This window comes from Rhizobium sp. BR 250, assembly GCF_047445855.1.
Classification (GTDB): domain Bacteria; phylum Pseudomonadota; class Alphaproteobacteria; order Rhizobiales; family Rhizobiaceae; genus Agrobacterium; species Agrobacterium tumefaciens_I.
The window spans coordinates 23574-48936 of the sequence record NZ_JARWKW010000006.1 but is presented as its reverse complement, the minus strand read 5'-3'; the positions used below and the strand labels follow the sequence as shown (position 1 = coordinate 48936).

The 25363-nt window shown below is 60.9% G+C and carries 23 protein-coding genes; 20 read left to right on the top strand and 3 right to left on the bottom strand.

The window, feature by feature from the left end; all coding sequences use genetic code 11:
• The first annotated feature begins 13 nt into the window (after positions 1–13).
• The 7 genes from QD336_RS11280 to QD336_RS11250 all read left to right on the top strand — a co-directional run bounded on the left by QD336_RS11280 (position 14) and on the right by QD336_RS11250 (position 7338).
• Positions 14–1861 carry a type I secretion system permease/ATPase gene (locus QD336_RS11280; protein ID WP_499170704.1) on the top strand — a complete coding sequence of 616 codons (1848 nt, stop codon included), beginning with the start codon at positions 14–16 and terminating at the stop codon, positions 1859–1861.
• The gene (locus tag QD336_RS11275) at positions 1848–3161 is read left to right on the top strand and encodes an HlyD family type I secretion periplasmic adaptor subunit (RefSeq protein WP_499170703.1); all 1314 of its coding nucleotides are present in this window, start codon (positions 1848–1850) and stop codon (positions 3159–3161) included. Before QD336_RS11280 ends, QD336_RS11275 begins: the two co-directional genes overlap by 14 nt.
• A 226-nt stretch (positions 3162–3387) precedes the next feature.
• The gene (locus tag QD336_RS11270) at positions 3388–4167 is read left to right on the top strand and encodes an ABC transporter ATP-binding protein (protein WP_499170702.1); all 780 of its coding nucleotides are present in this window, start codon (positions 3388–3390) and stop codon (positions 4165–4167) included.
• 29 nt (positions 4168–4196) lie between these two features.
• Positions 4197–4970, top strand: a complete 774-nt coding sequence (locus tag QD336_RS11265) for a transporter substrate-binding domain-containing protein (RefSeq protein WP_499170701.1) — start codon at positions 4197–4199, stop codon at positions 4968–4970.
• An 18-nt stretch (positions 4971–4988) separates the two neighbouring features.
• Positions 4989–5711 carry an ABC transporter permease gene (locus tag QD336_RS11260; RefSeq protein ID WP_499170700.1) on the top strand — a complete coding sequence of 241 codons (723 nt, stop codon included), beginning with the start codon at positions 4989–4991 and terminating at the stop codon, positions 5709–5711.
• Between the two features lie 10 nt (positions 5712–5721).
• Complete coding sequence (locus tag QD336_RS11255) at positions 5722–6411, top strand: ABC transporter permease (RefSeq protein ID WP_269342773.1); 690 nt, start codon at positions 5722–5724, stop codon at positions 6409–6411.
• Positions 6412–6429: 18 nt separating this feature from the next.
• Positions 6430–7338: a homocysteine S-methyltransferase family protein gene (locus tag QD336_RS11250; RefSeq protein ID WP_499170699.1), complete on the top strand. Its 909-nt coding sequence runs from the start codon at positions 6430–6432 to the stop codon at positions 7336–7338.
• 59 nt (positions 7339–7397) lie between these two features.
• On the opposite strand, the gene QD336_RS11245 is transcribed toward QD336_RS11250, so the two are convergent.
• Together QD336_RS11245 and QD336_RS11240 are read right to left on the bottom strand one after the other, a co-directional pair.
• Positions 7398–8318, bottom strand: a complete 921-nt coding sequence (locus QD336_RS11245; RefSeq protein WP_499170698.1) for an SMP-30/gluconolactonase/LRE family protein — start codon at positions 8316–8318, stop codon at positions 7398–7400.
• A gap of 32 nt (positions 8319–8350) precedes the next feature.
• A complete protein-coding gene (locus tag QD336_RS11240) occupies positions 8351–9064 on the bottom strand; it encodes a GntR family transcriptional regulator (protein WP_499170697.1) in 714 nt (237 codons plus the stop codon).
• A gap of 103 nt (positions 9065–9167) precedes the next feature.
• Between QD336_RS11240 and QD336_RS11235 the strand changes: the two genes are divergently transcribed.
• The 13 genes from QD336_RS11235 (at position 9168) to QD336_RS11175 (ending at position 24375) form a co-directional block, all read left to right on the top strand.
• Positions 9168–10220 (top strand): Gfo/Idh/MocA family protein, encoded by a 1053-nt coding sequence (locus QD336_RS11235; protein ID WP_499170696.1) that lies wholly within the window; start codon positions 9168–9170, stop codon positions 10218–10220.
• Positions 10213–11229 (top strand): Gfo/Idh/MocA family protein, encoded by a 1017-nt coding sequence (locus QD336_RS11230; RefSeq protein ID WP_499170695.1) that lies wholly within the window; start codon positions 10213–10215, stop codon positions 11227–11229. The genes QD336_RS11235 and QD336_RS11230 overlap by 8 nt, the downstream gene beginning before the upstream one ends.
• On the top strand, positions 11226–12299 hold the full coding sequence (locus QD336_RS11225) for a Gfo/Idh/MocA family protein (RefSeq protein ID WP_499170694.1): 1074 nt from the start codon (positions 11226–11228) through the stop codon (positions 12297–12299). The genes QD336_RS11230 and QD336_RS11225 overlap by 4 nt, the downstream gene beginning before the upstream one ends.
• 21 nt (positions 12300–12320) lie before the next feature.
• Complete coding sequence (locus QD336_RS11220) at positions 12321–13592, top strand: ABC transporter substrate-binding protein (RefSeq protein WP_499170691.1); 1272 nt, start codon at positions 12321–12323, stop codon at positions 13590–13592.
• A 57-nt stretch (positions 13593–13649) separates the two neighbouring features.
• Positions 13650–14618 (top strand): carbohydrate ABC transporter permease, encoded by a 969-nt coding sequence (locus tag QD336_RS11215; protein ID WP_006313660.1) that lies wholly within the window; start codon positions 13650–13652, stop codon positions 14616–14618.
• Positions 14611–15654: a carbohydrate ABC transporter permease gene (locus QD336_RS11210; protein WP_499170690.1), complete on the top strand. Its 1044-nt coding sequence runs from the start codon at positions 14611–14613 to the stop codon at positions 15652–15654. The genes QD336_RS11215 and QD336_RS11210 overlap by 8 nt, the downstream gene beginning before the upstream one ends.
• Before the next feature lie 22 nt (positions 15655–15676).
• Positions 15677–16756 (top strand): ABC transporter ATP-binding protein, encoded by a 1080-nt coding sequence (locus tag QD336_RS11205; RefSeq protein ID WP_269342785.1) that lies wholly within the window; start codon positions 15677–15679, stop codon positions 16754–16756.
• Between the two features lie 37 nt (positions 16757–16793).
• Complete coding sequence (gene araD, locus QD336_RS11200) at positions 16794–18518, top strand: L-arabinonate dehydratase (RefSeq protein ID WP_499170688.1); 1725 nt, start codon at positions 16794–16796, stop codon at positions 18516–18518.
• A gap of 9 nt (positions 18519–18527) precedes the next feature.
• Positions 18528–19325 (top strand): NAD-dependent epimerase/dehydratase family protein, encoded by a 798-nt coding sequence (locus QD336_RS11195; protein ID WP_499170686.1) that lies wholly within the window; start codon positions 18528–18530, stop codon positions 19323–19325.
• A gap of 33 nt (positions 19326–19358) precedes the next feature.
• The gene (locus QD336_RS11190; RefSeq protein ID WP_269342788.1) at positions 19359–20069 is read left to right on the top strand and encodes a ribonuclease activity regulator RraA; all 711 of its coding nucleotides are present in this window, start codon (positions 19359–19361) and stop codon (positions 20067–20069) included.
• 532 nt (positions 20070–20601) lie between these two features.
• Positions 20602–21531: a sugar ABC transporter substrate-binding protein gene (locus QD336_RS11185; RefSeq protein WP_269342790.1), complete on the top strand. Its 930-nt coding sequence runs from the start codon at positions 20602–20604 to the stop codon at positions 21529–21531.
• A gap of 241 nt (positions 21532–21772) precedes the next feature.
• Positions 21773–23314 (top strand): sugar ABC transporter ATP-binding protein, encoded by a 1542-nt coding sequence (locus QD336_RS11180; protein ID WP_499170685.1) that lies wholly within the window; start codon positions 21773–21775, stop codon positions 23312–23314.
• Between the two features lie 32 nt (positions 23315–23346).
• Positions 23347–24375 (top strand): ABC transporter permease, encoded by a 1029-nt coding sequence (locus tag QD336_RS11175; protein WP_269342792.1) that lies wholly within the window; start codon positions 23347–23349, stop codon positions 24373–24375.
• Positions 24376–24449: 74 nt separating this feature from the next.
• Here QD336_RS11175 and QD336_RS11170 read toward each other — a convergent pair whose 3' ends face one another.
• Entirely contained in the window at positions 24450–25205 is a 756-nt protein-coding gene (locus QD336_RS11170; protein ID WP_269342793.1) for a gamma-glutamyl-gamma-aminobutyrate hydrolase family protein, read from the bottom strand.
• Positions 25206–25363 lie beyond the last annotated feature (158 nt).

The following is a 25363-nucleotide window of genomic DNA, read 5'->3' as shown; positions in this document are numbered from 1 at the left end:
GGAAAATCAGGCTGTGGGATTTCAAAACCACCAGCAGACGCCGCCGCAGTCCCTCACTGCGGCGGTTGTTTCGCCCCTCAAAAGCACATTTCTCGGCGTCGCGCTCGTCAGCGGCGTGGTCAATATACTGGCGCTGACGTCGCCGCTCTTCATGCTGCAGGTCTATGACCGGGTGCTGGCCAGCGGCAGCCTGCCGACGCTTATAGGGCTCGCCCTTCTGGCGCTTGGCCTTTACGGTTTTCAGTGCCTGCTCGATATAATTCGCGCCCGAGTGCTGATCCGCATCGGCGAAGATTTCGACATGCGTTATTCCGGCAGGGTGCATGATGCCGTGGTGCGCCTGCCGCTCGTCAATCGCATGCCGGGCGATGGTCTGCAGCCGTTGCGCGATCTCGACAATGTGCGCGGGTTTCTCTCCGGCACGGGGCCGACCGCCTTTTTTGATCTGCCGTGGATGCCGCTTTATCTCGGCATATGTTTTCTCTTCCATGTCTGGATCGGCGTGACTGCGCTCGCCGGCGCCGTATTGCTCGTCTCCCTCACGATCCTGACCAACATCTTTTCACAGAAGCCGATCCGCGACACCATTGTGGAAAACATGGCTCGCAATCGGCAGTTGGAAGCCTCGCGCCGCAATGCCGAGGTCGTGCAGGCCATGGGGCTTGGCGGCAGGCTCGGCAAACGCTGGCAGAATTCCAATGAGGCTTATCTTGCCGCCAACCGCAAGGCGGGTGACGTGGCCGGTGGTCTCGGCAATATCGCGAAATCCCTGCGGGTCGTACTGCAATCGGCCATCCTTGCGGTTGGCGCGTGGCTGGTCATCAACCAGGAAGCCTCGGGCGGCGTGATGATCGCCAGTTCCATCATGATGGGCCGGGCTCTGGCGCCCGTTGATCTTGCCATCTCCAACTGGAAGTCCTTCGTGGCTGCCCGGCAGAGCTGGGCGCGGCTGAAGGGGCTTTTCGCGCAGATGCCGGCCAATGCCGCCGCCATGGCGCTGCCGAGGCCTGAAAAGGAGTTGCGGGTCGAAAACGTCACCATCGTCCCGCCGGGAGAAAGAAAACCGACCGTCACCGGGCTTGGCTTCATCGTAACCGCCGGAAATGCGCTCGGCGTCATCGGCCCCTCCGGCTCGGGCAAATCCACGCTTTCGCGCATCCTCACCGGCGCCTGGATGCCGGCCACCGGCAAGGTGCGCCTGGACGGCGCGAGTTTCGATCAATGGGATCGCGCCGCACTCGGCCGCCATATCGGTTATCTGCCGCAGGGCGTCGAGCTTTTCGATGGCACGATCGGCGAAAACATCGCCCGTTTCGAGGACAATCCCGATCCCGAAGCCATCATCGCGGCCGCCAGGGCGGCCGGTGCGCATGAGCTGATCCTGCGTTTCGAAAAGGGTTATGACAGCGATATCGGTGAGGCGGGGTCCGCGCTTTCGGCCGGGCAGCGCCAGCGCATCGGTCTTGCCCGCGCGCTCTACGGCGATCCCTTCATCGTGGTGCTGGATGAACCGAACGCCAATCTCGATGCGGAAGGTGAGGCCGCCGTGGTCCGGGCGATCGCTTCGGTCAAGGCGCGGGGCGGCATTGCCGTTGTCGTCGCCCACCGGCCGAGCGCCATCGGCGCGGTCGATTTCATCTTGATGATGGAAGAGGGGCGGATGAAGGCCTTCGGCCCGCGCGACGAGGTGCTGTCGAAGGTGCTGCGCGTTCCGCAGGTGCAGGCGATCAAGGGTTTCAGCGCATCTGCCCAGACGGTTTCACCGCTGCGCGTCGTCGCCAATGCTCAGTCTCAGGTGGCGGTGCTGGAAGAAGCTCCGGAAGAGAACGGTCAGGAAGGAGACGCGGATGTCAAACATTGACCAGCGAACCCATGTGTCCCGCTCCATCCGCAAACATCTTCTGGCCGGCCTTGCCGCAGGTGTTGTGTTGTTGGCCGGCGTCGGCGGCTGGGCCGCGACGACCAATCTTGCTGGCGCGGTGGTCGCTTCCGGCCATCTGGTGGTGGATTCCTATATAAAGAAGGTGCAGCACCCGAAGGGTGGGGTCGTCGGCGAAATTCTGGTGAATGAAGGCGACAGGGTGAAGAGCGGCGATGTCGTCATGCGTCTCGATGCGACCCAGACCCGTGCCAATCTCGCCATCGTGACCAAGCGTCTGGATGAGCTGGGTGCGCGCATGGCAAGGCTGGAGGCTGAGCGCGACGATCTGCCGGAACTCCTCTTCCCGCAGGCCCTGACGGCCCGCCGGGATGATCCCGATGTCGCTTCCGCCATGCGCAGCGAAACGAAGCTGTTCGAATTCCGCAAATCCTACCGCGAGGGGCGCAAGGCGCAGCTTGCCGAACGCATCACCCAGTTCGAGCATGAAATCGAAGGGTTGCGGGCGCAGGAAGTCGCCTATGATAACGGCCTTGCCGTGCTGGAGGCGGAAATCACCTCGCAGAAATCCCTGCGCGAACAGGGTGTCGTCTCCGTGCAGCGGCTGAACAGCCTGCAGACGCAGGCCGCGACTTTCGGCGGCGAACGCGGTGAAAAAATCGCCTATCAGGCGCAGACGGCGGGACGTATCACCGAAACGAAACTGCAGATCCTGCAGATCGATCAGGAATTGCGCACCGAGGTCGGGCGGGAACTGCGCGAAATACAGGCCCAGATGGGTGAATTCGTCGAACGCAAGGTCGCCGCCGAAGACGAATTGAAGCGCATCGATATCATCGCGCCGCAATCCGGCATGGTGCATGAAATGGCCGTGCACACCGTCGGTGGCGTCGTGACGCCGGCCGATCCGATCATGCTCATTGTGCCTGACGGGGACGAGCTGGCGCTTGAGGTGCAGATCGTGCCGAAGGATATCGACCAGTTGCAGGTGGGGCAGAGAGCCATGCTGCGCATGAGCGCCTTCAACCAGCGCGTCACGCCGGAACTCGAAGGCCATGTCAGCCGCATCGCGGCGGACATCACCACCGATCAGCGCACCGGCCTCTCCTATTATCTGGCGCGGATTTCCGTGCCGGCCACCGAGCGGGAGAAGCTGAACAATGCCCCGCTGGTGCCGGGCATGCCGGCCGAGGCATTCATCCAGACCAGCGAGAGGACGGCGCTGTCCTACATCGCGAAACCCCTGACGGACCAGATCAGCCGCGCTTTCCGCGAGGAATAGCGCCGCCACTGGTGGCAAACCGGTGGCGGTGACGGCACCGGCGGTCCGGAGGTCTCGGCTGCGCGGCTTGTGGCTCGATAGCCGTCATGGCGCGCAATTTTGTTTCTTTTCGCGCCGGCAGAATGTTTTTTCCTTTTGATCGTGCAATAGAGCGGTTATTTCCGCGTCAGAAAATGTACGCTTTGGTACACATTCGCAGCCTATTGACCGAGTCAGGACCGTTTAAATGACCGCTGAAGCCCCCTGCGCCCTTGCCGTGGATGATATCCACAAGGGTTTCGGCACACATGAAGTCCTCAAAGGCATCTCGCTCACCGCCCACAAGGGCGATGTCATTTCCATCATCGGTTCTTCCGGTTCCGGCAAGAGCACGTTTTTGCGTTGCATCAACTTCCTTGAAATTCCGGACCGGGGCAGGGTGATCGTGAATGGCGAGGAAGTGGCCATGAAACGGGACCGGCATGGCAAGGCCGTGCCGCAGAGCTGGCGGCAGGTGGAGCGTCTGCGCACCGGCCTCGGTATGGTTTTCCAGAATTTCAATTTGTGGGCGCACCGCACCGTGCTCGAAAACCTCATCGAGGCCCCGGTGCATGTCATGGGCGTAAAGCGGGCGGAGGCTGTCGAAAAGGCTGAAGCGCTGCTGCACAAGGTCGGCCTTTACGCGAAAAAGGATGCCTATCCGGCCTTTCTTTCCGGTGGGCAGCAGCAGCGGGCCGCGATTGCCCGCGCGCTCTGTGTTGAGCCCGCCGTGATGCTGTTCGACGAGCCCACCTCGGCGCTGGACCCGGAACTGGTGGGAGAGGTGCTGAAAGTCATCCGCGATCTCGCAGATGAGGGCCGCACCATGCTTCTGGTCACCCATGAGATGCGCTTTGCACGCGATGTATCGAGCCACGTCATGTTTCTGCATCAGGGCCGCGTCGAGGAAGAAGGCCCGCCGGAACAGATATTCGGCAATCCCCTCAGCGCCAGGTGCCGGGAATTCACCGGCACACTCATCAATTGATCTTACGTCTTTCGTCACAGGAGAATGAAATGAAATTCGTCGCCTCGTTGCTGGCCGGAACGGCTTTTGCACTATCCGCTTTTTCCGCCAGCGCCGAAGTCCGCTTCGGTGTCATGAATGAGAGCTATCCACCCTTTTTCGCGCAGGACGCCAGCGGCAAGTGGCATGGCTGGGAAATCGACCTGATGGATGCCGTCTGCGCCGAAATGAAGGAGAAATGCTCCATCGTCGCGCTTTCCTGGGATGGGCTTATCCCGGCGCTGGAAACCAAGAAGTTCGATGTGATCTGGTCTTCCATGTCCAACACGCAGGAACGCCAGGCGGTCATCGACTTCACCGACAAATATTACAACACGCCGAGCAAGCTGATCGGCGCCAAGGACGGAAAGCCGGGCGCGACGGCCGAGGACGTGAAGGGCAAGACCATCGGCATTCAGGTCGCCACCATCCAGTCCGCCTACTACGCGAAATATTTCAAGGATGTGGCCGACGAGAAGACCTACCAGACGCTGGACGAGGCTTTCCAGGATCTGGCGGCCGGTCGTATCGACTATGTGTTCGGTGACTCGCTCGTTCTCGATGCCTTCCTGAAGAGCGATGCCGGCAAGGATTGCTGTGCAGATGCGGGCAATGTCGCCGACGATCCGGAAATCCTCGGCCTCGGCGTTTCCGGTGGCATTCGCAAGGACGACGCGGAACTGAAGCAGAAGCTGAATGCCGCCCTCGCTGCCGTCCGCGCCAGCGGCAAATATGACGAGATCACGAAGAAATACTTCAGCTTCGATATCTACGGCGCGAAGTAAGCTCGACAGATCCCGCAAATGGCAAGTTTCGAAAACATGGTGCAGCTTTTGTCTCCCTATCCTCCGGGATGGGGCGGCACGCTGCTGACTGGAGCGCTCTCGACGCTTGCCATTTCCGCCGGGGCCTATGTCATCGGTATCGTCATCGGCATGGCGGGCGCCCTGGGCAAGCTCTCGAACAACCGGCCGCTCGGTTTCATCCTCAATCTTTACACGACGCTGATCCGGTCCATCCCGGAATTGATCCTGATTGTCGGGCTCTATTATGCCGGAACCGACGGCCTCAACCGTTTGCTTGTGATGGCGGGCCTGCCGCCGCTGGAAGTCAACGGTTTCGTCGCCGCCGTCGCGGTGCTCGGCTTCGTGCAGGGCGCATACATGACGGAAGTGCTGCGCGGCGCGATACTGGCGATACCGAACGGCCAGGTCGAAGCGGCGCGGGCCTTCGGCATGTCGCCGTTGTTGAGGTTTCGTCGTGTCGTTCTGCCCGCACTTTTGCCGAACGCCCTGCCGGGTCTTTCCAACCTCTGGCTTGCGGTGACCAAGGATAGCGCGCTGGTCGCCGTTGTCGGATATCAGGAACTGGCGCTCGCAACCCGCCTCGCCGGCGCCAGCACAAAGCAGTATTTTCTGTTCTTCATGGCGGCCGCCCTGCTGTATCTGGCGATCACGCTCGTGTCCAATGGCGTCTTCAGGCTGCTCGAGCGGCGTGTCCGCCGCGGCCAGCCGGTTCTGGCGTGAGGGCGGGGCGATGAATTTTTCCTGGATCGAAAAATACTGGCCGCTTCTGCTGACGGGCGCGTGGCAGACCGTGGCCCTGCTGGTGATCTCCGTCAGCCTCGGTTTCATTCTGGCGATCGGCCTTGCTTTCGCGCAGGTCAGCGGCGGCCGGATGACCCGGGCGCTGGCGCGGGCTTATTGCACCTTCTTCCGGGGCACGCCGCTGCTCATCCAGCTCTGGCTGCTTTATTATGGCGTCGGCTCGCTGTTGCCGATGGTGCCCGGCTTGCGGCAGAGCTTCCTGTGGCCGGTGCTGCGCGAAGGTTTTTTCTTTGCCGCCGTCAGCTTCACGCTGAATTATGCCGCCTATGAAGCCGAGGTGCTGCGCGGCGCGCTGCTCGGTGTGCCGAAAGGCGAACTGGAAGCGGGAAAAGCCTTCGGCATGGGCCGCTTCACCCTTGCCCGGCGCATATGGCTACCGCGTGCGATCCGTACGGCGCTGCCGACGATTGCCGGCGAAGTGGTGATGCAGCTGAAAGCCACGCCGCTTGCCTTCACCGTTACCGTCATGGATCTTTATGCCGTCGCCTATAAGGTGCGGCAGGATACGCTGCTGGTCTATGAACCGCTGTTCGTCGTCACCGTTTTTTACCTCATCCTCACCGCCATCATTGCCCGCTGCTTCGGTTTCATCGAAGCGCAGGTGCCGGTGCGCAGATAGCTTACCAAGGAGTTTCCCATGAGCGATATTCGTATTCTGGATGGCGGCATGAGCCGTGAATTGCAGCGGCTCGGTGCGGAGCTGAAGCAGCCGGAATGGTCGGCGCTGGCGCTCATCAACGCCCCGGAAATAGTCCGGCAGGTGCATGCGGAATTCATCGAAGCCGGCGCCGATGTCGTCACGACCAATTCCTACGCGCTCGTACCGTTTCACATCGGCGAAGAACGCTTCCGGAAGGAAGGCGCATCGCTGATCACGCTCTCCGGCCGGCTTGCGCGCGAGGCTGCCGATGCAGCGGGCCGCAGGGTCACCGTGGCCGGCTCATTGCCGCCGATTTTTGGCTCCTACGAGCCGCAGAATTTTGATCCGTCCCGCGTTCAGGACTATCTGAAGGTTCTGGTCGACAATCTCGGTTCTTATGTCGATGTCTGGCTGGGTGAGACGCTGAGCCTCATCGCCGAAGGGGAGGCCGTGCGCCAGGCTGTCGCGGAAACGGGCAAACCGTTCTGGGTTTCCTTCACGCTGGATGATGAACCGGAGCAGGTGAAAGGCGGTGAACCGAAACTCAGGTCCGGCGAAACCGTGCGTGCCGCTGCCGAATGGGCCGCGGGCTCGGGAGCGGCAGCGCTTCTTTTCAACTGCAGCAAGCCGGAGGTGATGAAGGCCGCAGTGGAGACGGCGTCCACCGTCTTCAGGAAAAAGGGCGTATCCATCGAGATCGGCGTTTATGCCAATGCCTTTGAGGGAGAACAGGGCGATTCCGCCGCCAATGAGGGACTGCATGGCACGCGTGCGGATCTGACGGACGATGTCTATTCGCGTTTTGCCTGCGCCTGGGCGGATGCCGGCGCAACCATGATCGGCGGCTGCTGCGGCATCGGCGCGGCGCATATTCACAAGGTGGCCGGCGCACTTCGGGCGCGCTGAGGACCCCAGTAACCATTGGAGTTCGCGGCGGGCATGTGTCCGCCGCTGCTTTTTTGGCGTTACGCCGCCTCGCCGAAGCGGAAGGCGGCGAAGCCCTGTGTGTCCGTGGGGATTGCCCACACGCCGCCCGAAAATGGAACCTGTTTGAGCCGGTCTTCGGACATATTGTGACGGTGTGACGTCAGGAAAAGGGTCGTGAAATCGGGCCCTCCGAAGCAGGGCATGGTTGGGTGCGGAACAGGCGCCGCGATCGCGTCCGTCTGCTTGCCGTCTGGCGTGAAAACGTTCAACAGACCGACGGAAACGCCCGCACTGTAATAGGTGCCGTTGCTGTCGAGACAGCCGCCATCGGGCCTTCCTGTCTCTTCCGTCATCTCCGCCACCAGCACGCCCTCATCGAAACTGCCGTTCCTGCTGTCGAATTTGCGCCGGCGTATCCATTTCTGGACGGAATCGCTCTGCCACATGATGGACCCGTCGAGGGAGAAGGCCAGCCCGTTCGGACAAGTCAGCCCGGTCTGCACACGCTCGGCACTCTTTTCCGTTACCCGCCAGAGTTCGCCATAAGGCTGCATGTCCGAGAGCGGCACATTATGCATCGTCCCCACCCAGAAAGCGCCGTCGGGGCCTACGCGCCCGTCATTCAACCGGCACGGAATACCCTCCGGGGCCGGTATGGGATGGAGAACACGCGTCTTGCCGCTCTCCGGATCGAGGATGACGATATCCATGCCGCAGGCGACGACGAGATCGCCGTTTTTACAAAGCCCGAGGCTCGACACGGTGTGGGGAAATGACCATTCGCGATATTGGCCGGGCGCGAGCGCAGCGGAGCGCACCGTCTTGCCGAGGATATCGCACCAGAAAAGCACCTGTCGGCGCTCGTCCCAAACAGGGGATTCCGCCAGCGTGCTCATGGTGTCGCACAGAAGTTTTGCTTGCGACATGGCAAGCGCTTGTCCGGGATTTGCCGTATTCATGATGCTCGAACCGTTGAAAATGATGCCGCAGCCTATTCGAAATAATCCTGATGGTTCTCGAAGACCTGCGACAGAATGCCGAGGACGCGCCTCAGATGTTTGCGCAATTCTTCGGCCGCAAGGGTTTCGTCCCCGGCCTTGATCGCCTCGTAAACCGCCTCATGTTCGGAAAGCAGCCGTGCCATATGTGCCTCGTCGGTGATGGCGAGCGCACGCAGGCGGTCCAGTCCGGCCTTTTCGCGGATCAGCAGGGTCTCCAGTCTTTCCAGCCCCGTCGCAGCCGCAAGCGCGCTGTGGAACTGGTCGTCATGCACACGGAAGGCCTTTCGGTCTCCCCTGCGCATGGCCGCGCGCTGGCCGCTCAGGGCATGTTCGATTTCCTGTTCGGCTTCCGGCGTAATGCCGATCTGGCACAGCCTGCAGACGGCAGCCACCTCCAGCGCCTCGCGGATGAACTGCGCGCTGCGGATGTGCTTTTCCGATAATCTGGAAACATAGGTGCCACGGCTTGGCAGGGTTACGATCAGGCCGTCATCTCTGAGCCGGCTCAGCGCTTCGCGCACCGGGGTGCGGCTGGAGCTGAAGGATTGCCCGATCTCGTTTTCCGAAACCGCCTGGCCGGGGAAAAGCTCCCGCGAGAGGATGGCGGATTTCAGCGCGGAATAGATCTGATCCACGACCGGACGGTTGAGGTCCAGTCGTTCCATCGTCGGCACGGTGCCGCCTGTCACGGGAATTTTCGGCATATACCCTCCAGTGTTTTCATAACCGGTATACCGGAACACAAGTCTGTTGACAACCGGCATACCGGTATGCAAATGATTGCGCATTGGGAAGGAGGCTCCCGAAATGCAAAATATCAAGACCTGCGTCATCGTTGGCGCCGGAATGGTGGCGAAGACGCATGTGCTCGCCTGTGCGGCAAGTCCGGAAAAAATTCGTCTGAAGGGCATCGTCGATGGCGGTTCCGGCCGCGCAAGAGCACTGGCCGCCGAAGCGTCAAAACACACCGGATATGAAGTTGCGGTTTATTCCTCGGTCGAGGACGCCGCGCGCGATGCGGATGTCGATTTCGCCATCATCGCGACGCCGCCGAATGCCCGCATCGATATCGTCGGACAGCTTGCGAAAGCCGGCAAACACATTCTGATGGAAAAGCCCGTCGCCCGTAACACTGAGGAAGCCGATGGTCTCGTCGCCCTCTGTCGCGAGGCGGGCGTCACGCTCGGCATCATCTTCCAGCACCGTATGCGCGCTGCATCGCAAAAGGCCCGTGAATTGGTCGATAGCGGCACGCTCGGAGCGCTTGGTCTTTGCGAAATTTCCGTGCCGTGGTGGCGCGCCCAATCCTATTATGATGAACCCGGCCGCGGCACCCTGGCGCGTGATGGCGGCGGTGTTCTGATCTCCCAGGCAATCCATACGATCGATCTGGCATTGAGCCTCACGGGACCGGTCTCGCGGGTCCAGGCCATGGCGGCGACAACGCGTTTCCATCGCATGGAAACCGAAGATTATGTCGCGGCCGGCCTGCGCTTCAAAAATGGGGCCGTCGGTTCGCTGGTGGCGAGCACGGCAAGTTTTCCCGGTGCGGCGGAATCGATCCTGCTCCACTTCGACAATGGCAGCCTGCGGCTCGCCTCGGGCCTGTTGCATGTCGACTGGCGCGATGGCCGGCACGAGACCTTCGGCGGCGCGGCCTCCGGCACGGGCGGTGGCGCTGACCCCATGGCTTTCACGCATGAATGGCATCAGGGCGTCTTCGAGGATTTCGCAGACGCCATCTCTTCAGGACGCCCACCGGTCGTCACCGGTGAAGCGGCTCTTTTGTCTCACAGATTGATCGACGCGATCATCAACTCGGCCGACACCGGCAAGGAAGTGGAACTGCAGGATGACTAAAGCAATCAAGTTCGTCGCTCTTGGCATAGAGCACCGGCACATTTTTGGCATGGCCCAGAACCTGCTGGACGCCGGCGCGGAATTCGCTGGCTGGTGGACCGAAGGCGAACCGGATGTGGTGGAAGGCTTCGTCAAGCGCTTTCCGAATGTGCCGCGTGCGGCATCGAAGGAGGCTCTGCTGGCCGATGGCAGCATCGATCTCGTGGTGATCGCCGATATTCCGTCCAAGCGTGCCGATCTCGCGATTGCCGCCATGGAAGCCGGCAAGGACGTCATGTCGGACAAGCCTGGCTGCACCACCTTCGAACAGCTTGATCGCCTTCGCCAGACCGTGGCGAAGACCAAGCGTATCTGGACCGTCGATTTCTCCGAACGGTTTGAAGTTCCGAGCGTGACCAAGGCGGCTGAACTCGTCGCGCAGGGCGCCATCGGCCGCGTCATCCAGACCGTTGGCCTCGGCCCGCATCGTCTGAACCGCCAGATCCGTCCGAAGTGGTTCTTCGAGCGCGAAGCTTACGGCGGTATCATCACCGATATCGCCAGCCACCAGATCGACCAGTTCATGTTCTTCACCGGCTCGACCGAAGTGGAGATCGTGGCTGCCACCGTTGCAAATTACGCCAACCCCGGCGATCCGGGCCTGCAGGATTTCGGCGAAGTCGTGCTGCGCGGCGACAAGGGTCACGGTTATATTCGCGTCGACTGGTACACGCCGGATGCGCTGCCGACCTGGGGTGACGGCCGCCTGACCATCCTCGGCACCGAGGGTTACATCGAACTGCGTAAATATGTCGATGTCGGCAACACCGAAGGCACAGACCGCCTCGTTCTCGTGAACGGCGATCGCTGCGAGTACATCGACGCTTCCGATGCGGGCCTGCCCTATTTCGCCCGTATCTGCGACGATATCCGCAACCGTACGGAAACGGCGATGACGCAGGAACACGTCTTCAAGGTCTGCGATCTGTCGCTGCAGGCACAGGCCAAGGCCGAGGGAGCTTCGAAATGATCGGTGTTGCCATCATTGGCGCCGGCATCGGCGCCCAGCATCTGAGCGGTTATCGCGCCCTGCCGAAGCGCTTCGTCGTCAAGGCGATCTGCGATCTCGATCTGGAACGTGCCCGCTCCGTGGCAGGCGACGACACGTCGATCCGCCTGACCACCGATCTTGACGAGGTTCTGGCAGATGAGAGCATCCAGCTCATCGACGTCTGCCTGCCGCCGCACCTGCATTTCCCGGTGACGCTGAAGGCGCATGCGGCGGGCAAGGACGTGGTCTGCGAAAAGCCGCTCGTTCGCTCGCTGGAAGAGGCAAATGCACTGATCGAATCCGTCAAGAAGACCGGCCGTGGCGTGTTTCCGGTCTTCCAGTACCGTTTCGGACACGCAATGCGGCAGCTGCGTGCGCTCATCGATGCCGGTCTTGCGGGCAAGGCCTTTGTCGCAAGCTCGGAAGTCCATTGGAACCGTGGCGCCAGCTATTACGACATTCCGTGGCGCGGCACGTGGAAGGGTGAGTGCGGCGGCGCGATCCTCGGCCACGCCATCCACGCCCATGATCTTCTCTGCCACATTCTCGGCCCGGTCGATGAAGTTTTCGCCATGGCTGACACGCGCGTCAACACGATCGAAACCGAGGACTGCGCAGCCCTTAGCTTCCGCATGAAAAGCGGTGCGCTGGCAACGAGTTCGGTCACGCTCGGCGCGGCCGAAGATACGTCGCGCCTGCGCTTCTGCTTTGAAGGGTTCACCGCCGAAAGCGGCACGCTGCCCTATCGCCCGGCGGAAGACACATGGCGTTTCATCGCCCGTGCACCGACGACGCAGGACCAGATCGACGCCGTTCTGGCAACGGTGGCCGATGGCGAAAACGGCTTTGCCGGTTTTGTCGAAGCCATTGCCGACGCGATGGAAGGACGCGGCGGCAAGGAAGTGACGGTCAAGGACGGCTTGCAGTCCATCGAACTCGTCACCGCCATCTATCGCTCGGTGCGGGAAGGAAAGCCGGTTCGCCTGTCCGACGCCGCCGAAGGCGAGTGGATCAAGGGCTGGGCTCCGCGCGCATCCGCTAACGCATAATCATCTAAGGGAGGAAAAGAGATGATCGGTAAATATAGCATGGCATTGGCGCTCGCCATTGGCGCGGCGTCCTTTGCAGGCGCTGCTCAGGCGGCCCAGGAAGTGCGCTTCACCTGCGCTTATGACGGTAATGGCTGCGAGATTCTCAAGGACATTCTCGCGCGTTACGAAAAACAGCATCCGGACGTGAAGATCGTCACCGACGTCGTGCCCTACAAGGCGCTGCTGGAAGGCCTGCCCGTCCAGCTCGCCGGCGGCAGCGGCCCGGATTTCGCAACCGTGACCGACCTTGGCGGCCTCAATCGCTATTATCTCGATCTCACGCCCTATGTGGACGCGAAATATTGGGAAGACAATTTCTCCAACGTGCTGAAATGGTACCGCAGCGGCCCTGACGACAAGGGCATCTACGGCATGCATACCCAGCTCACCATCACCGGTGCCTTCATCAACCGCACCCTGTTCGATCAGGCCAATGTGGCCGTTCCCGGCAAGGATGCGACGCTGGACGATTGGGCAAAGGCCGCAAATGCCGTCGCCAAGGCAACCGGCACGCCCTATCCGATGGCAATCGACCGTTCCGGCCACCGCATTGCCGGTCCGGCCATCTCCTATGGCGCGAAGATTTTCGACGCGGATGGAAAGCCGATCCTCGTCGATGAAGGTTTCACCACCTTCGTGAAGAAGTTCGTGGAGTGGAACAAGGACGGCACCATGGCGCGTGACGTCTGGGCCGGGCAGGGCGGCAATACCTATCGTGACGCCGCGCAGGAATTCATCAATGGCCAGCTGGTCTATTATTATTCCGGCAGCTGGCAGACTGCACGCTTCGACAGCCAGGTGGGTGATGCCTTCGACTGGGAAGTCGTGCCGCAGCCCTGCGGTGGCGCTGCCTGCACCGGCATGCCGGGCGGTACCGGCGTCGTTGGCTTCAAGCAGACCAAGAACCCGAAGATCGTTGCCGATATCCTGAACTTCCTCGCTCAGGATGAGAATTATCTCGACTTCTCGGTTCGCACCCGCAACGTTCCGGCTCACAAGGCCGTGGCTGAAAAGGGCGTGACCTATACGGGTGCAACCCCTGCGACGCAGAAGGCCATGAACGCCTGGCTGGATCAGATCCCCGGCCTCAGCCCGATTGCCTATACCTATCAGGGCTACAAGAACAACCGCGCCATGTTCAACATCTCCGTCCAGCGCATCACCCAGGCCATCGTTGGTGAAAGCACCGTTGATGAAGCCATGGCCCGTGCGAAGACGGACCTCGAGGAAGCGTTGAAACAGGCGAAGTGATCCATCGCCTTCCGGCGTGGCGCATGCCGCGCCGCGCCGGATCGAAGGAGGACCCTCATGTATAAATTTCTTGCGCCCGTCATGGGCATCGTCGAATTGCCCTTTGCCTTCCTGCAGAAGGTTCTCGGCCACCGGCGGATCGCCTGGGTGTTCCTGACGCCCAATCTGATCCTGTTCGCGGTCTTCGCCTTTCTGCCGATCGCGCTGAACATGGCCTATTCCGTCACCGGCAGCGAACACATATTGCTTTCGGAACGCCCTTCCGTGGGCGGCGAAAACTTTTCGGTCCTTCTCTCCTGTCAGAATTACCTTGATCCCAATTCCTGTCAGCGCGACCTGTTCTGGCGCTCCGTCTGGAACACGCTGTTCTTCGTCGTGCTGCAGGTGGGTTTCATGGTCGGCTTCTCGCTGATCACGGCTGTCGTGCTCAACCGCGATATCCGGGCCCGGGGTTTCTTCCGCGCGGTGTTCTTCTTCCCGGTTCTGCTGTCGCCCGTCGTTGTTGCGCTGATCTGGAAGTGGATCCTCCAGCGTTTCGGCGTTCTCAATGCGGCGATGGAGGGGCTCGGCCTCGGTTCGGTGGACTGGCTGCTCGAAGCCAATCTTGCCTTCGGCTGGTCGGTCTTCCTGTCGGTCTGGGCGCATATGGGCTTCTACACGCTCATTCTTCTGGCAGGCCTGCAGGCGATCCCGCGTGATGTGTACGAGGCGGCGCAGCTCGACAAGGCAAGCCCGTGGCGCATCTTCCGGCGCATCACCCTGCCGTTGCTCGCACCCACCATGCTCGTCGTTCTCGTCCTGTCGCTCATCAAGGGCGTGCAGACCTTCGATGAAGTCTTTGCCTTCACGGGTGGCGGCCCGGGTTCGGCGACCACCTTCATCATTCAGTTCATCTATCAGACCGGCTTTGCCGGGACGCCCCGCAATTTCGGCCTTGCGGCTGCCGCTTCGCTGCTGCTCGCCGTGGTGCTCGTGGTGCTGACCGCCCTGCAATTCCGGGCAAACAGGAGCAAGGTCGATGGCTAGGATTGGCGCATTTCTGACCCGTACCCGCGGCCGCAACGGCAAGCTGCACTGGACCGACTGGTTGTCCTACGCCTATCTCGGCGTGGCCGTGCTGATGATGTTCGGTCCCGTCGTCTGGCTCGTGCTCTCTTCGTTCAAGACGGAAGCAGATCTCCAGCGCTTTCCGCCGCGCCTTCTGCCCTATACGCAGGAAACCGTGGTGGTGGATGGGCAGGCAGCGCCGCTGCCGGCTTATGTCGACAAGGATGGCCGCAAGCTCGGCATGGTTCGCCGCATCGGCCTCGTGGCCCAGGTGGTCGACCCTGCCAAGCCGGCGGAAGTGCTGAAGATGCCGTTCAACGAGCTGAAGCCGGCCGAAAAGGTGGCGCTCGCGACGGAAAACTACACCGAGCTTTTCCAGCGTTTCAATTTCCCGCTCTATTTCTGGAACTCGACCTTCATCACGGTGACCTCCACCCTCATCATGCTGATCGTCAATTCCATGGCGGCCTTCGCGCTCTCGAAATACCAGTTCAAGGGCAGGGGCGTGGTACTGGCGCTGGTCGTCGGCACATTGATGATCCCGCAGACCGTCGTGCTCGTGCCGCTGTTCCTCATCACCAGCCAGCTCGGCATGATCAACAGTCTCTGGGGCGTCATCATACCGGGTGCCGCGACGCCCACCGGCGTCTTCCTGCTCAGGCAATATATGCTGACGATCCCGGATGAAATCCTCGATGCGGCGCGTATGGACAAGGCCAGCGAGTGGAAGATCTACTGGCGCATTATCCTGCCGCTCTCGGCCCCGGCGCTTGCGGTTCTGGCGATCCTCGCGATCATGTGGCGCTGGAACGACTTCCTCTGGCCGCTGATCGTGCTGACCCGCAACGACAACTTCACCCTGCAGCTGGCGCTCAACTCCTTCCAGGGGGAGATGACGACGGAATGGAGCAACCTTCTGGCCATGACGGTGCTGACACTCGCCCCGATCGCGCTGGTTTTCATGTTCCTGCAAAAATACATCGCCACCGGCATTGCATCGACGGGCGGCAAATAATCCTCAGGGAGGAAACACGACAATGGCAAGTATTCAGCTTCGTCAGGTCAAAAAGACATATGGTGCCCTCGACGTGATCAAGGGTGTCGATCTCGATATCAAGCACGGCGAATTCTGCGTTTTCGTCGGCCCTTCCGGCTGCGGCAAGTCAACCTTGCTGCGCATGATCTCGGGTCTCGAGGAACTGAGCGGCGGCGATATCGTCATCGGCGGCGACGTGGTCAACACGGTACCGGCCGCGGACCGTGGCCTTGCCATGGTGTTCCAGTCCTATGCGCTTTATCCGCATATGACCGTGCGCGAAAACCTCTCTTTCGGGCTTGAAAACATCGGCACCCCCAAGAAGGATATAGCCGAGAAGATCAACCAGGTCGCCAAGATGCTGCAGATCGACCAGCTTCTGGAGCGTCGCCCGAAGGATCTGTCGGGTGGCCAGCGTCAGCGCGTCGCCATCGGCCGTGCCGTGGTGCGCGAGCCGCGCGTATTCCTTTTCGACGAGCCGCTTTCCAACCTCGATGCGGAGCTGCGCGTCGATATGCGCGGCGAGATTTCCAGCCTGCACCGGCGGCTCGGCAATACCATGATCTATGTGACGCACGATCAGGTGGAGGCCATGACCATGGCCGACAAGATCGCCGTTCTGCGCGCCGGCAAGCTCGAACAGTTCGGTGTGCCGCTCGATCTTTATAATCGCCCGGCCAATCTCTTCGTGGCGGGCTTTATCGGTTCGCCGAAGATGAACTTCTTTGCTGGCGAAGTAACTTCGGATGCAACGCCGTCGCTCAAGATCGCAACGGGCGAACTGATTCCCCTGCCGCAGACCGGCTTTGCCTACAAGCCCGGTCAGAAGGTGACGCTCGGCATCCGCCCGAACCATGTGCAGGCGGGTGGCGAAGGTGCATTGACCATGTCTGTGCGCACCGCCGAACAGCTGGGTGGCGAATCCTATCTTTACGGCACTCTCGGTGATGGCACCCGGGTGACGCTGCATCTTTCCGGCCAGACCTCGACATCGGCGGACGAAGTCATCCGCCTGTCGGCACCGCTGGAACACATTCATCTTTTCGATACGACGAGCGGGCTGACGCTCCGGCAGGACTGACAGCCTTAGGTGCAACCCGCAACGCAGGACCATTGACATGACCGATAAAAAACTCCGCTCCGACCGCTGGTTCGCCCCCGACGACCTGCGCAGCTTCGGCCACCGCTCGCGCATGATGCAGCTCGGTTATGCGGAGGAGGATTTTGTCGGCAAACCCGTCATCGGTATCCTCAACACCTGGTCGGAGCTGAACACCTGTCACTCGCATTTCCCCGAACGGGTGAAGGATGTGAAACGTGGCGTGCTACAGGCCGGCGGTTTCCCTGTCGAAATGCCGTCGCTCTCGGTGGACGAGAGCTTCACCAAGCCGACATCGATGCTTTACCGCAACATGCTGGCGATGGAGACGGAGGAGATGATCCGCTCGCATCCGCTCGACGGCGTGGTGCTGATGGGCGGTTGCGACAAGACGACACCCGGTCTCGTCATGGGTGCGATCTCAGCCGGTGTGCCGATGATCTATCTGCCCGCCGGCCCGATGCTGAGCGGAAATTATGCCGGCAAGGTTCTGGGCTCGGGTTCGGACGCCTGGAAATATTGGGATGAGCGCCGCGCAGGCAATGTCACCGACGAGGAATGGCGTGGCGTGCAGGGCGGCATCGCCCGCTCTGCCGGTGTCTGCATGACAATGGGCACAGCCTCGACCATGACGGCCATTGCCGACGCACTTGGCATCACGCTGCCCGGCGCCTCTTCAATTCCGGCGGTCGATTCCGAACATCAGCGCATGTCCGCAGCCTGTGGCCGCCGCATTGTCGAGATGGTTTCGGAAGACCTGACACCGGACCATATCCTGACGGCGGCAGCTTTCCGCAACGCCGCCATCGTCGCGATGGCGACGGGTTGTTCCACCAATGCCGTGGTGCACCTGATCGCCATGGCGCGTCGCGCAGGTGTGCCGATGACGCTGGACGAGCTGGACGAGCTTGGCCGTGTTACGCCGCTCATCGCCAATGTCCGCCCCTCCGGCAAGGACTATCTGATGCAGGACTTCTTTTACGCCGGCGGCCTGAGGGCGCTGATGAAGCAGCTGGAAAGTCGTCTCGACTGTTCCGTACTGACCGTGACCGGCCGCAGCATGGGCGAGAACCTCGAAGGCGCGAAGGTCTATAACGACGACGTTATCCGCTCGCTCGATAATCCTGTCTATGCGGAAGGCTCGCTTGCGGTGCTGCGCGGCAATCTCTGCCCTGACGGCGCCGTCATCAAGCCCGCCGCCTGCGATCCGAAATATCATGTTCACGAAGGCCCGGCGCTGGTCTTCGACAGCTATCCGGAGATGAAGAAAGCCATCGACGACGAGAACCTCGATGTCACGCCGGATCATGTTCTGGTGCTGCGCAATGCCGGCCCGCTCGGTGGCCCCGGTTTTCCCGAGTGGGGCATGCTGCCGATCCCCAAGGCACTGATCAAGAAGGGCCACCGTGATATGGTGCGCATTTCCGATGCCCGCATGTCCGGCACGTCCTACGGTGCCTGCGTGCTGCATGTCGCGCCGGAAAGCTTTGTCGGCGGCCCGCTTGCGCTCTTGAAAACCGGCGATATCGTGCGCCTCGACCTGCCGCAGCGTCGTCTCGACATGCTGGTCAGTGAAGAGGAAATCGCCCGCCGCCGGGCGGCGTGGCAGGCGCCGGCACCGCGGTATGAACGTGGTTATGGTTATCTCTTCTCCAAGCATGTTACCCAGGCCGATCAGGGCTGTGACTTCGACTTCCTGCAGACGGATTTCGGCCGCACCGCCGGCGAGCCGGATATTTTCTAAGGACGCGACATGTTGAAGCGATTGCTCATCACCGGTGCCGGCGGCAAGCTGGGCAGCATGCTGCGCGGACGGCTTGGCCATGTCGCCGAGACCATCCGCCTTTCCGATGTCGTTGATCTCGGTACGCCAGCCCCTCACGAGGAACTCGTTCGCTGCGCACTGGAAGACGAGCAGGCGGTGCATGATCTCGTCAAGGATTGCGATGGCATCGTCCATCTCGGCGGCGTTTCCGTCGAGAGGGCGTTCGATCCGATCGAGGCTGCCAATCTGCGTGGGGTTTATAATCTCTACGAGGCCGCACGGCTGAACGGCATGCCGCGTATTCTTTTCGCCTCCAGCAACCACACGATCGGTTATCATCCGCAGGGCAAGCAGCTTGCGCCCGAGACACCCTTTCTGCCGGATGGCCTTTATGGCGTCTCGAAGATTTTCGGCGAGGCGATGGCGAGCCTTTACCATTCCAAGTTCGGCCAGGAGACGGCGATTGTCCGCATCGGTTCCTGCGAAGAAAAACCCACCAACTGGCGGATGTTGTCGACCTGGCTCAGCTATGGCGACTTCGTCTCGCTGATCGAGGCGACCTTCTGTGTGCCGAAACTCGGCTGCCCGGTCATCTGGGGAGTTTCGGCCAATGAGGACAGCTGGTGGGATAATTCCCATGTCGATTTTCTCGGCTGGCAGCGTCGCGATAACGCCGCACACTACCGGGCGGAAATCGAACGCGATGTGCCGCGCCCAGATCCAGAGGCCGCGATCGCGAAATATCAGGGTGGCGTTTTTATCGACGAGCCCATTCACAGAACCTGAAACGCATTTATCCGCCATTGCGAGGAGACAGACATGAACAATGAAACGCGCGAAAAACTGTTGACGATTTCCGTCGCCACGCTGGCGACGGCGCTTTACAAGCGTGGCCTGCGCAACCAGGTCATCCAGGGCGTGCGCCCGCTGGGTTACAAGGGCAAGAATATGGTGGGCCCGGCCTTTACCCTGCGCTACATGCCGGCCCGCGAAGACCGCAACCAGCTTGTCGAATTCCGCAATCCCGCCCATCCGCAGCGCGTCGCCATCGAAACCTGCCCGCCGGGCCATGTGCTCGTCATGGACAGCCGCAAGGACGCCACTGCCGCCTCGGCCGGCGATATTCTGGTCACGCGCCTGATGGTTCGCGGCGGTGCTGGCATCGTTTCCGACGGTGGTTTCCGTGATGCGGCCACCATAGCCGAGCTGGATATTCCGGCCTACCACACCCGGCCCTCCAGCCCGACCAACCTCACCAAACACGAGGCGATCGAAATCAACGGCCCGATTGGCTGCGGTGATGCGCCGGTTTTCCCCGGCGACATCATCGTCGGCGACGCGGATTGCGTCATCGTCATCCCCGCCGGCATTGCCGATGAAGTGGCGACGGAAGCGGTGGAAATGACGGCTTACGAAGATTTCGTGGTGGAACAGGTCAAGGCGGGCCAGACCATCATCGGGCTTTATCCCTGCACGAAGGAAGAGCACCAGACGGCCTTTGCCGAATGGCGCAAGAAGAACAACCGCTGAGCCCAAAGCCAGCCAAGGCTTTCGCCGCGCGGATCACCCCCGCGCGGCGTTCGCAATAGAACTTTCGGAACAGGTTTCCGAAATGGAATCTCACCGCCCATTCCGGGATGTTTGAACGTCAGGGTGCTCTCCCTGTTCGACGTGTCTGCGTCTCCCGTAGAACAGCCTGCAACCTACGATAGGGTTTACGAGGCGGCATCGCAGCCTGCGGAACGTTGAGTTCCCCAGCGGCTCCTCCGGCGGCTTCCGACAAAATTTCATAAGGATTTGAACGGCATCCCGCATTCTCAAGGCGGAATGCGGTGCATCTGTCTTTGCGGAAACACCTTTCATCACCGCGTTGTGTGCCGCTTTGCGGCGCTGCCGTGAAGAAAGCATTGACGTTCGGACCAAAAATGGAATAAATATATCGAACAAACAGAAAATCGGTTTCATTATTCCGTTTTCTGGATGTGAGGAGGTAGCGGCGGGCTCTCGGGTTCGCTTCCGGCTGGGAGAGGTGGCGCCGGACGCCATGGAGGAGAAAAAACAAATGAAGAAGCTTATCATCGGCGCAGCCATGTCTGTGCTTCTCGGCACGGCGGCACATGCGGAGACCGTTGGAGTCTCGATGGCGCTGTTCGACGACAACTTCCTGACCGTGCTGCGTAACGGCATGCAGGATTATTCCAAGGAGCTGAAGGGCGTCACCCTGCAGGTCGAGGACGCGCAGAACGACGTTGCCAAGCAGCAGAGCCAGATTCAGAATTTCATCGCTTCCAAGGTCGACGCGATCATCGTCAACCCGGTCGATACGGATGCGACCGCGGCCATGTCGAAGCTCGCCGCCGATGCGAAAATCCCGCTGGTTTACGTCAACCGCCAGCCGGTGAACGTCGACAGCCTGCCGGATGGCCAGGCATTTGTGGCTTCTGAAGAAACAGTTGCCGGCACGCTGGAAACCAAGGAAGTCTGCCGCCTTCTCGGTGGCAAGGGCAAGGCCGTCGTCATGATGGGCGAATTGTCCAACCAGGGCGCTCGCATGCGCACGCAGGCGGTTCACGATGTTCTGAAAACCGACGAATGCAAGGGTATTTCGATCGTGGAAGAACAGACCGCAAACTGGCAGCGCACCCAGGGTTCCGACCTCGTCACCAACTGGCTTTCCAGCGGCGTCGAGTTCAATGCCGTCATCGCCAACAATGACGAAATGGCCATCGGCGCCCTTCAGGCGCTGAAATCCGCGGGCAAGGACATGAAGGATTATGTCGTCGCCGGTGTGGATGCGACGCAGGACGCGCTTGCCGCCATGCAGGCCGGCGATCTTGACGTTACGGTCTTCCAGGATGCCGCAGGACAGGGCAAGGGCGCGCTCGATGCCGCGCTGAAGCTCGTCAAGGGCGACAAGATCGAGAAGAAGGTCTACATTCCCTTCCAGCTCGTCACGCCTGAAAACGTCAAGGACTACGTGGCCAAGAACTAAAGGCCGCTTTCCGGCATCTGCGCCCGTTTCAGGTGATATCGGAGGCGGATGCCGGTTTTCGACGGTGCCGGAGAACAAGCTTCGGCGCGTGCGTGGATTGCGATTGAATTCCAGTGAATTCAAAATGTTACAGCGCCCATTTTGTCGTGACCGACACGGCGCTGTAAGCCTCCCCGGAGGCGAGGCGTGCTGTTTGGCAAAGTCCTGTCTCCGGTCATTTTTGTCTATTGTGGAGGATGAGATGGTCGTCAGTCCATCGACAATGGCCGCCGTGCGCGCCAGCGGAGCCGTGCCGAATGCGGAGTTTCTTCTCGCGGCGGAAGGCATACGCAAGGAATTTCCAGGCGTCGTGGCGCTGGACGATGTTTCGTTCCACCTCAAGCGCGGCACCGTGCATGCGCTGATGGGCGAAAACGGTGCCGGCAAGTCGACGCTGATGAAGATTCTGGCCGGCATCTACCAGCCGGATGGCGGCGAAATCCGCCTGAAAGGCGCCGGTATAAGGCTCGATTCCCCGCTTGATGCATTGGAAAACGGCATAGCCATGATCCATCAGGAACTGAACCTGATGGCTTATATGACGGTCGCCGAAAATATCTGGATCCGCCGCGAGCCGAAAAACCGGCTTGGCTTCATCGACCATGGCGAAATGTATCGCCGCACCGAGGCGTTGCTGCAAAGGCTCGGCATCGATCTCGACCCGGAAACCCGCGTCGGCGAGCTTTCGGTGGCCAGCCGACAGATGGTGGAGATCGCCAAGGCGGTTTCCTACGATTCCGACGTTCTCATCATGGATGAGCCGACATCGGCGCTGACGGAGCGCGAGGTCGAGCATCTCTTCCGCATCATCCGCGACCTCCGTGAACGCGGTATCGGCATCGTCTACATCACCCACAAGATGAACGAGCTGTTCGAGATCGCCGATGAGTTTTCCGTCTTCCGCGACGGCAAATATATCGGCACCCACGCTTCCACCGACGTGACGCGCGACGACATCATCCGCATGATGGTGGGCCGTGAAATCACCCAGATGTTCCCGAAGGAAGAGGTTCCGATCGGTGACGTCGTGCTGTCGGTCAAGAACCTCACACTCGACGGCGTATTCCACGACGTCTCTTTCGAGGTTCGGGCCGGCGAGATTCTCGGTGTCGCGGGTCTTGTCGGCTCTGGCCGTTCCAATGTGGCGGAAACGGTGTTTGGCGTGACGCCCGCTTCCTCGGGTACGATCTCGATCGACGGCAAACCCGTTTCGATCGGCAGCCCGACGGAAGCCATCCGCCGCCGCATGGCGTTTCTGACGGAAGACCGCAAGGATACGGGATGCCTGCTGATCCTCAATATTCTGGAAAACATGCAGATCGCCGTTCTGCAGGACAAATATGTCGCCAACGGTTTCGTGCAGGAAAACGCGCTGTCGGATGCCTGCGAGGAGATGTGCCGCAAGCTCCGGGTCAAGACGCCGCATCTTTACGAGCGCATCGAGAACCTCTCGGGCGGCAACCAGCAGAAGGTGCTGATCGGCCGCTGGATGCTGACCAAGCCGCGTATTCTCATTCTGGATGAGCCGACGCGCGGCATCGATGTCGGCGCCAAGGCGGAAATTCACAAGCTGGTTTGCGAGATGGCGCGCCAGGGCGTCGCCGTCATCATGATTTCCTCCGAAATGCCGGAGGTTCTGGGAATGAGCGACCGCGTCATGGTCATGCATGAAGGTCGGGTGACGGGCTTCCTTGATAGAAGTGAAGCCACGCAGGTTAAAGTGATGGATCTCGCATCGCGGTGAGGCGCGCCGGGATTTCTCGAGGAGGAACGATTATGACTACGAACGCCGCCAACGTGGAGTTGGATGCAAAATCCGGACGCAAACCGCACCGGCGCATCCCGCCCGAGGCCAATATATTCTTCGTGCTGATCGGCATTGCGCTGGTCTATGAAATTCTCGGCTGGATTTTCATCGGCCAGAGCTTCCTGATGAACCAGCAGCGCCTGACGATCATGATCCTGCAGGTGTCGGTGATCGGCATCATCGCCGTTGGCGTGACCCAGGTCATCATCACCGGCGGTATCGACCTTTCCTCCGGCTCCGTCGTCGGCCTGACGGCGATGTTGTCCGCGAGCGTGGGGCAATCATCCACATGGCCGCGGGCGCTTTATCCGGGGCTGACCGATCTGCCCTTCTTCATTCCGCTGGCTGTCGGCGTATTGGCCGGCGCCCTTGCTGGCTTCATCAATGGGCAGCTTATCGCGCGCACCAAGATTCCGCCCTTCATTGCAACACTCGGCATGATGGTGACGGCGCGTGGTCTTTCCAAGTGGTATACGAAAGGTCAGCCGATCTCCGGCCTGACCGACGGTTTCAACTTCATCGGCACGGGCATCTGGCCGGTCGTGGTGTTCCTCGTCGTCGCCGTCATCTTCCATGTGGCGTTGCGTTATACGCGTTACGGCAAGTTCACCTACGCCATCGGTGCCAACCAGCAGGCGGCCCGGGTTTCCGGTATCAATATCGAGGCGCATCTGATCAAGGTCTATGCCATTGCGGGTCTCTTGGCCGGTCTTGCCGGTGTCGTCACCGCTGCCCGTGCACAGACGGCGCAGGCCGGCATGGGCGTGATGTATGAACTCGATGCCATCGCCGCAGCGGTTATCGGCGGCACGTCGCTTTCCGGTGGCGCCGGCCGCATTACCGGAACGGTCATCGGCACCATCATTCTCGGTGTCATGACATCCGGCTTCACCTTCCTCCGGGTGGACGCCTATTACCAGGAAATCGTCAAGGGCCTGATCATCGTGGCCGCCGTTGTCGCCGACGTCTACCGGCAGAAGAAACGCGCAAAGCGCTAAGTCCTCCTCCCAGACCTTGGGGCAAGCTTCCGGGCTTGCCCCTTTTTTATGGGTGAATGAAACGGGGCAAAGGTTCAGGCCTTGCTGTTCCGATAAGCGTGAACAGCCTTGCCAAATGCCTCGAAGAGGGCCCGCGAGGGCGCATCCGTCTCGGCCCAATATTCCGGATGCCACTGGACGCCAACGGCAAAGCCTTTGGCGTCCATGACGGAAACGGCCTCGATGGTGCCGTCTTCGGCCGTCGCTTCCACCTGCAAGCGCGGTGCGGTCTCGGCAATCGCCTGCCGGTGCAGCGAATTGATCTGGATTTCACCCGACATGCCGAGATGCTCGGCAATGCAGGTGCCTTCCCGCACATATACGGGCTGGCGAATGGCGAAGGCGACATCGCGGTCGTCATGCTCCGGCTTGCGATGGTCCCATATGCCGGGCTGTTCCTGAATTTCGGAAGCCAGCGTGCCACCCAGCGCGACATTCAGCTCCTGAATGCCGCGGCAGATGGCGAGCATGGGGATGCCGCGCTCGATGGCGCGGCGGATGAGCGGCAGGCTGGTGGCGTCGCGGCCCGGATCGAAGGGACCGTCGCTTTCCTGCGCCTCTTTTCCATAGAGGGCAGGGTGGACATTGGTGGCGGATCCGGACACGAGCAGACCGTCCACCCGGTCGAGAATGGCATCGACCTCGTTACCGTCCTCGAAGGCCGGGACGATGAAGGACATCACACCCGCCACTTTCAATGCGGCGGAAACATACTGGTTTTGCGCGGCGTGCCAGTCGGCTCCGGCGAAATGCCGAATGTCGGCAGGAACGGCGATAATGGGTTTTGGCATGGTGGCTCCGGGGCGAATCTTCGAAATTTGTGCGACTGCCGGCTGGCCGAGTCAAGCATGTGTTTTGCGGCCTGCAGGCCATATATGCGTCTAAAGTATGAGGTGGTGCCGAGATATTTCAGTTGCAAATAAAATGCGAAGCTGAGTTCCCGAAAAGG

Excerpts from the sequence above, each read along its gene's own strand:
- QD336_RS11275 (WP_499170703.1), top strand. The coding sequence starts at position 1,848 with ATGTCAAACATTGACCAGCGAACCCATGTGTCCCGCTCCATCCGCAAA.
- QD336_RS11270 (WP_499170702.1), top strand. The coding sequence starts at position 3,388 with ATGACCGCTGAAGCCCCCTGCGCCCTTGCCGTGGATGATATCCACAAG.
- QD336_RS11265 (WP_499170701.1), top strand. The coding sequence starts at position 4,197 with ATGAAATTCGTCGCCTCGTTGCTGGCCGGAACGGCTTTTGCACTATCC.
- QD336_RS11260 (WP_499170700.1), top strand. The coding sequence starts at position 4,989 with ATGGCAAGTTTCGAAAACATGGTGCAGCTTTTGTCTCCCTATCCTCCG.
- QD336_RS11255 (WP_269342773.1), top strand. The coding sequence starts at position 5,722 with ATGAATTTTTCCTGGATCGAAAAATACTGGCCGCTTCTGCTGACGGGC.
- QD336_RS11250 (WP_499170699.1), top strand. The coding sequence starts at position 6,430 with ATGAGCGATATTCGTATTCTGGATGGCGGCATGAGCCGTGAATTGCAG.
- QD336_RS11245 (WP_499170698.1), bottom strand. The coding sequence starts at position 8,318 with ATGAATACGGCAAATCCCGGACAAGCGCTTGCCATGTCGCAAGCAAAA.
- QD336_RS11240 (WP_499170697.1), bottom strand. The coding sequence starts at position 9,064 with ATGCCGAAAATTCCCGTGACAGGCGGCACCGTGCCGACGATGGAACGA.
- QD336_RS11235 (WP_499170696.1), top strand. The coding sequence starts at position 9,168 with ATGCAAAATATCAAGACCTGCGTCATCGTTGGCGCCGGAATGGTGGCG.
- QD336_RS11230 (WP_499170695.1), top strand. The coding sequence starts at position 10,213 with ATGACTAAAGCAATCAAGTTCGTCGCTCTTGGCATAGAGCACCGGCAC.
- QD336_RS11225 (WP_499170694.1), top strand. The coding sequence starts at position 11,226 with ATGATCGGTGTTGCCATCATTGGCGCCGGCATCGGCGCCCAGCATCTG.
- QD336_RS11220 (WP_499170691.1), top strand. The coding sequence starts at position 12,321 with ATGATCGGTAAATATAGCATGGCATTGGCGCTCGCCATTGGCGCGGCG.
- QD336_RS11215 (WP_006313660.1), top strand. The coding sequence starts at position 13,650 with ATGTATAAATTTCTTGCGCCCGTCATGGGCATCGTCGAATTGCCCTTT.
- QD336_RS11210 (WP_499170690.1), top strand. The coding sequence starts at position 14,611 with ATGGCTAGGATTGGCGCATTTCTGACCCGTACCCGCGGCCGCAACGGC.
- QD336_RS11205 (WP_269342785.1), top strand. The coding sequence starts at position 15,677 with ATGGCAAGTATTCAGCTTCGTCAGGTCAAAAAGACATATGGTGCCCTC.
- araD (WP_499170688.1), top strand. The coding sequence starts at position 16,794 with ATGACCGATAAAAAACTCCGCTCCGACCGCTGGTTCGCCCCCGACGAC.
- QD336_RS11195 (WP_499170686.1), top strand. The coding sequence starts at position 18,528 with ATGTTGAAGCGATTGCTCATCACCGGTGCCGGCGGCAAGCTGGGCAGC.
- QD336_RS11190 (WP_269342788.1), top strand. The coding sequence starts at position 19,359 with ATGAACAATGAAACGCGCGAAAAACTGTTGACGATTTCCGTCGCCACG.
- QD336_RS11185 (WP_269342790.1), top strand. The coding sequence starts at position 20,602 with ATGAAGAAGCTTATCATCGGCGCAGCCATGTCTGTGCTTCTCGGCACG.
- QD336_RS11180 (WP_499170685.1), top strand. The coding sequence starts at position 21,773 with ATGGTCGTCAGTCCATCGACAATGGCCGCCGTGCGCGCCAGCGGAGCC.
- QD336_RS11175 (WP_269342792.1), top strand. The coding sequence starts at position 23,347 with ATGACTACGAACGCCGCCAACGTGGAGTTGGATGCAAAATCCGGACGC.
- QD336_RS11170 (WP_269342793.1), bottom strand. The coding sequence starts at position 25,205 with ATGCCAAAACCCATTATCGCCGTTCCTGCCGACATTCGGCATTTCGCC.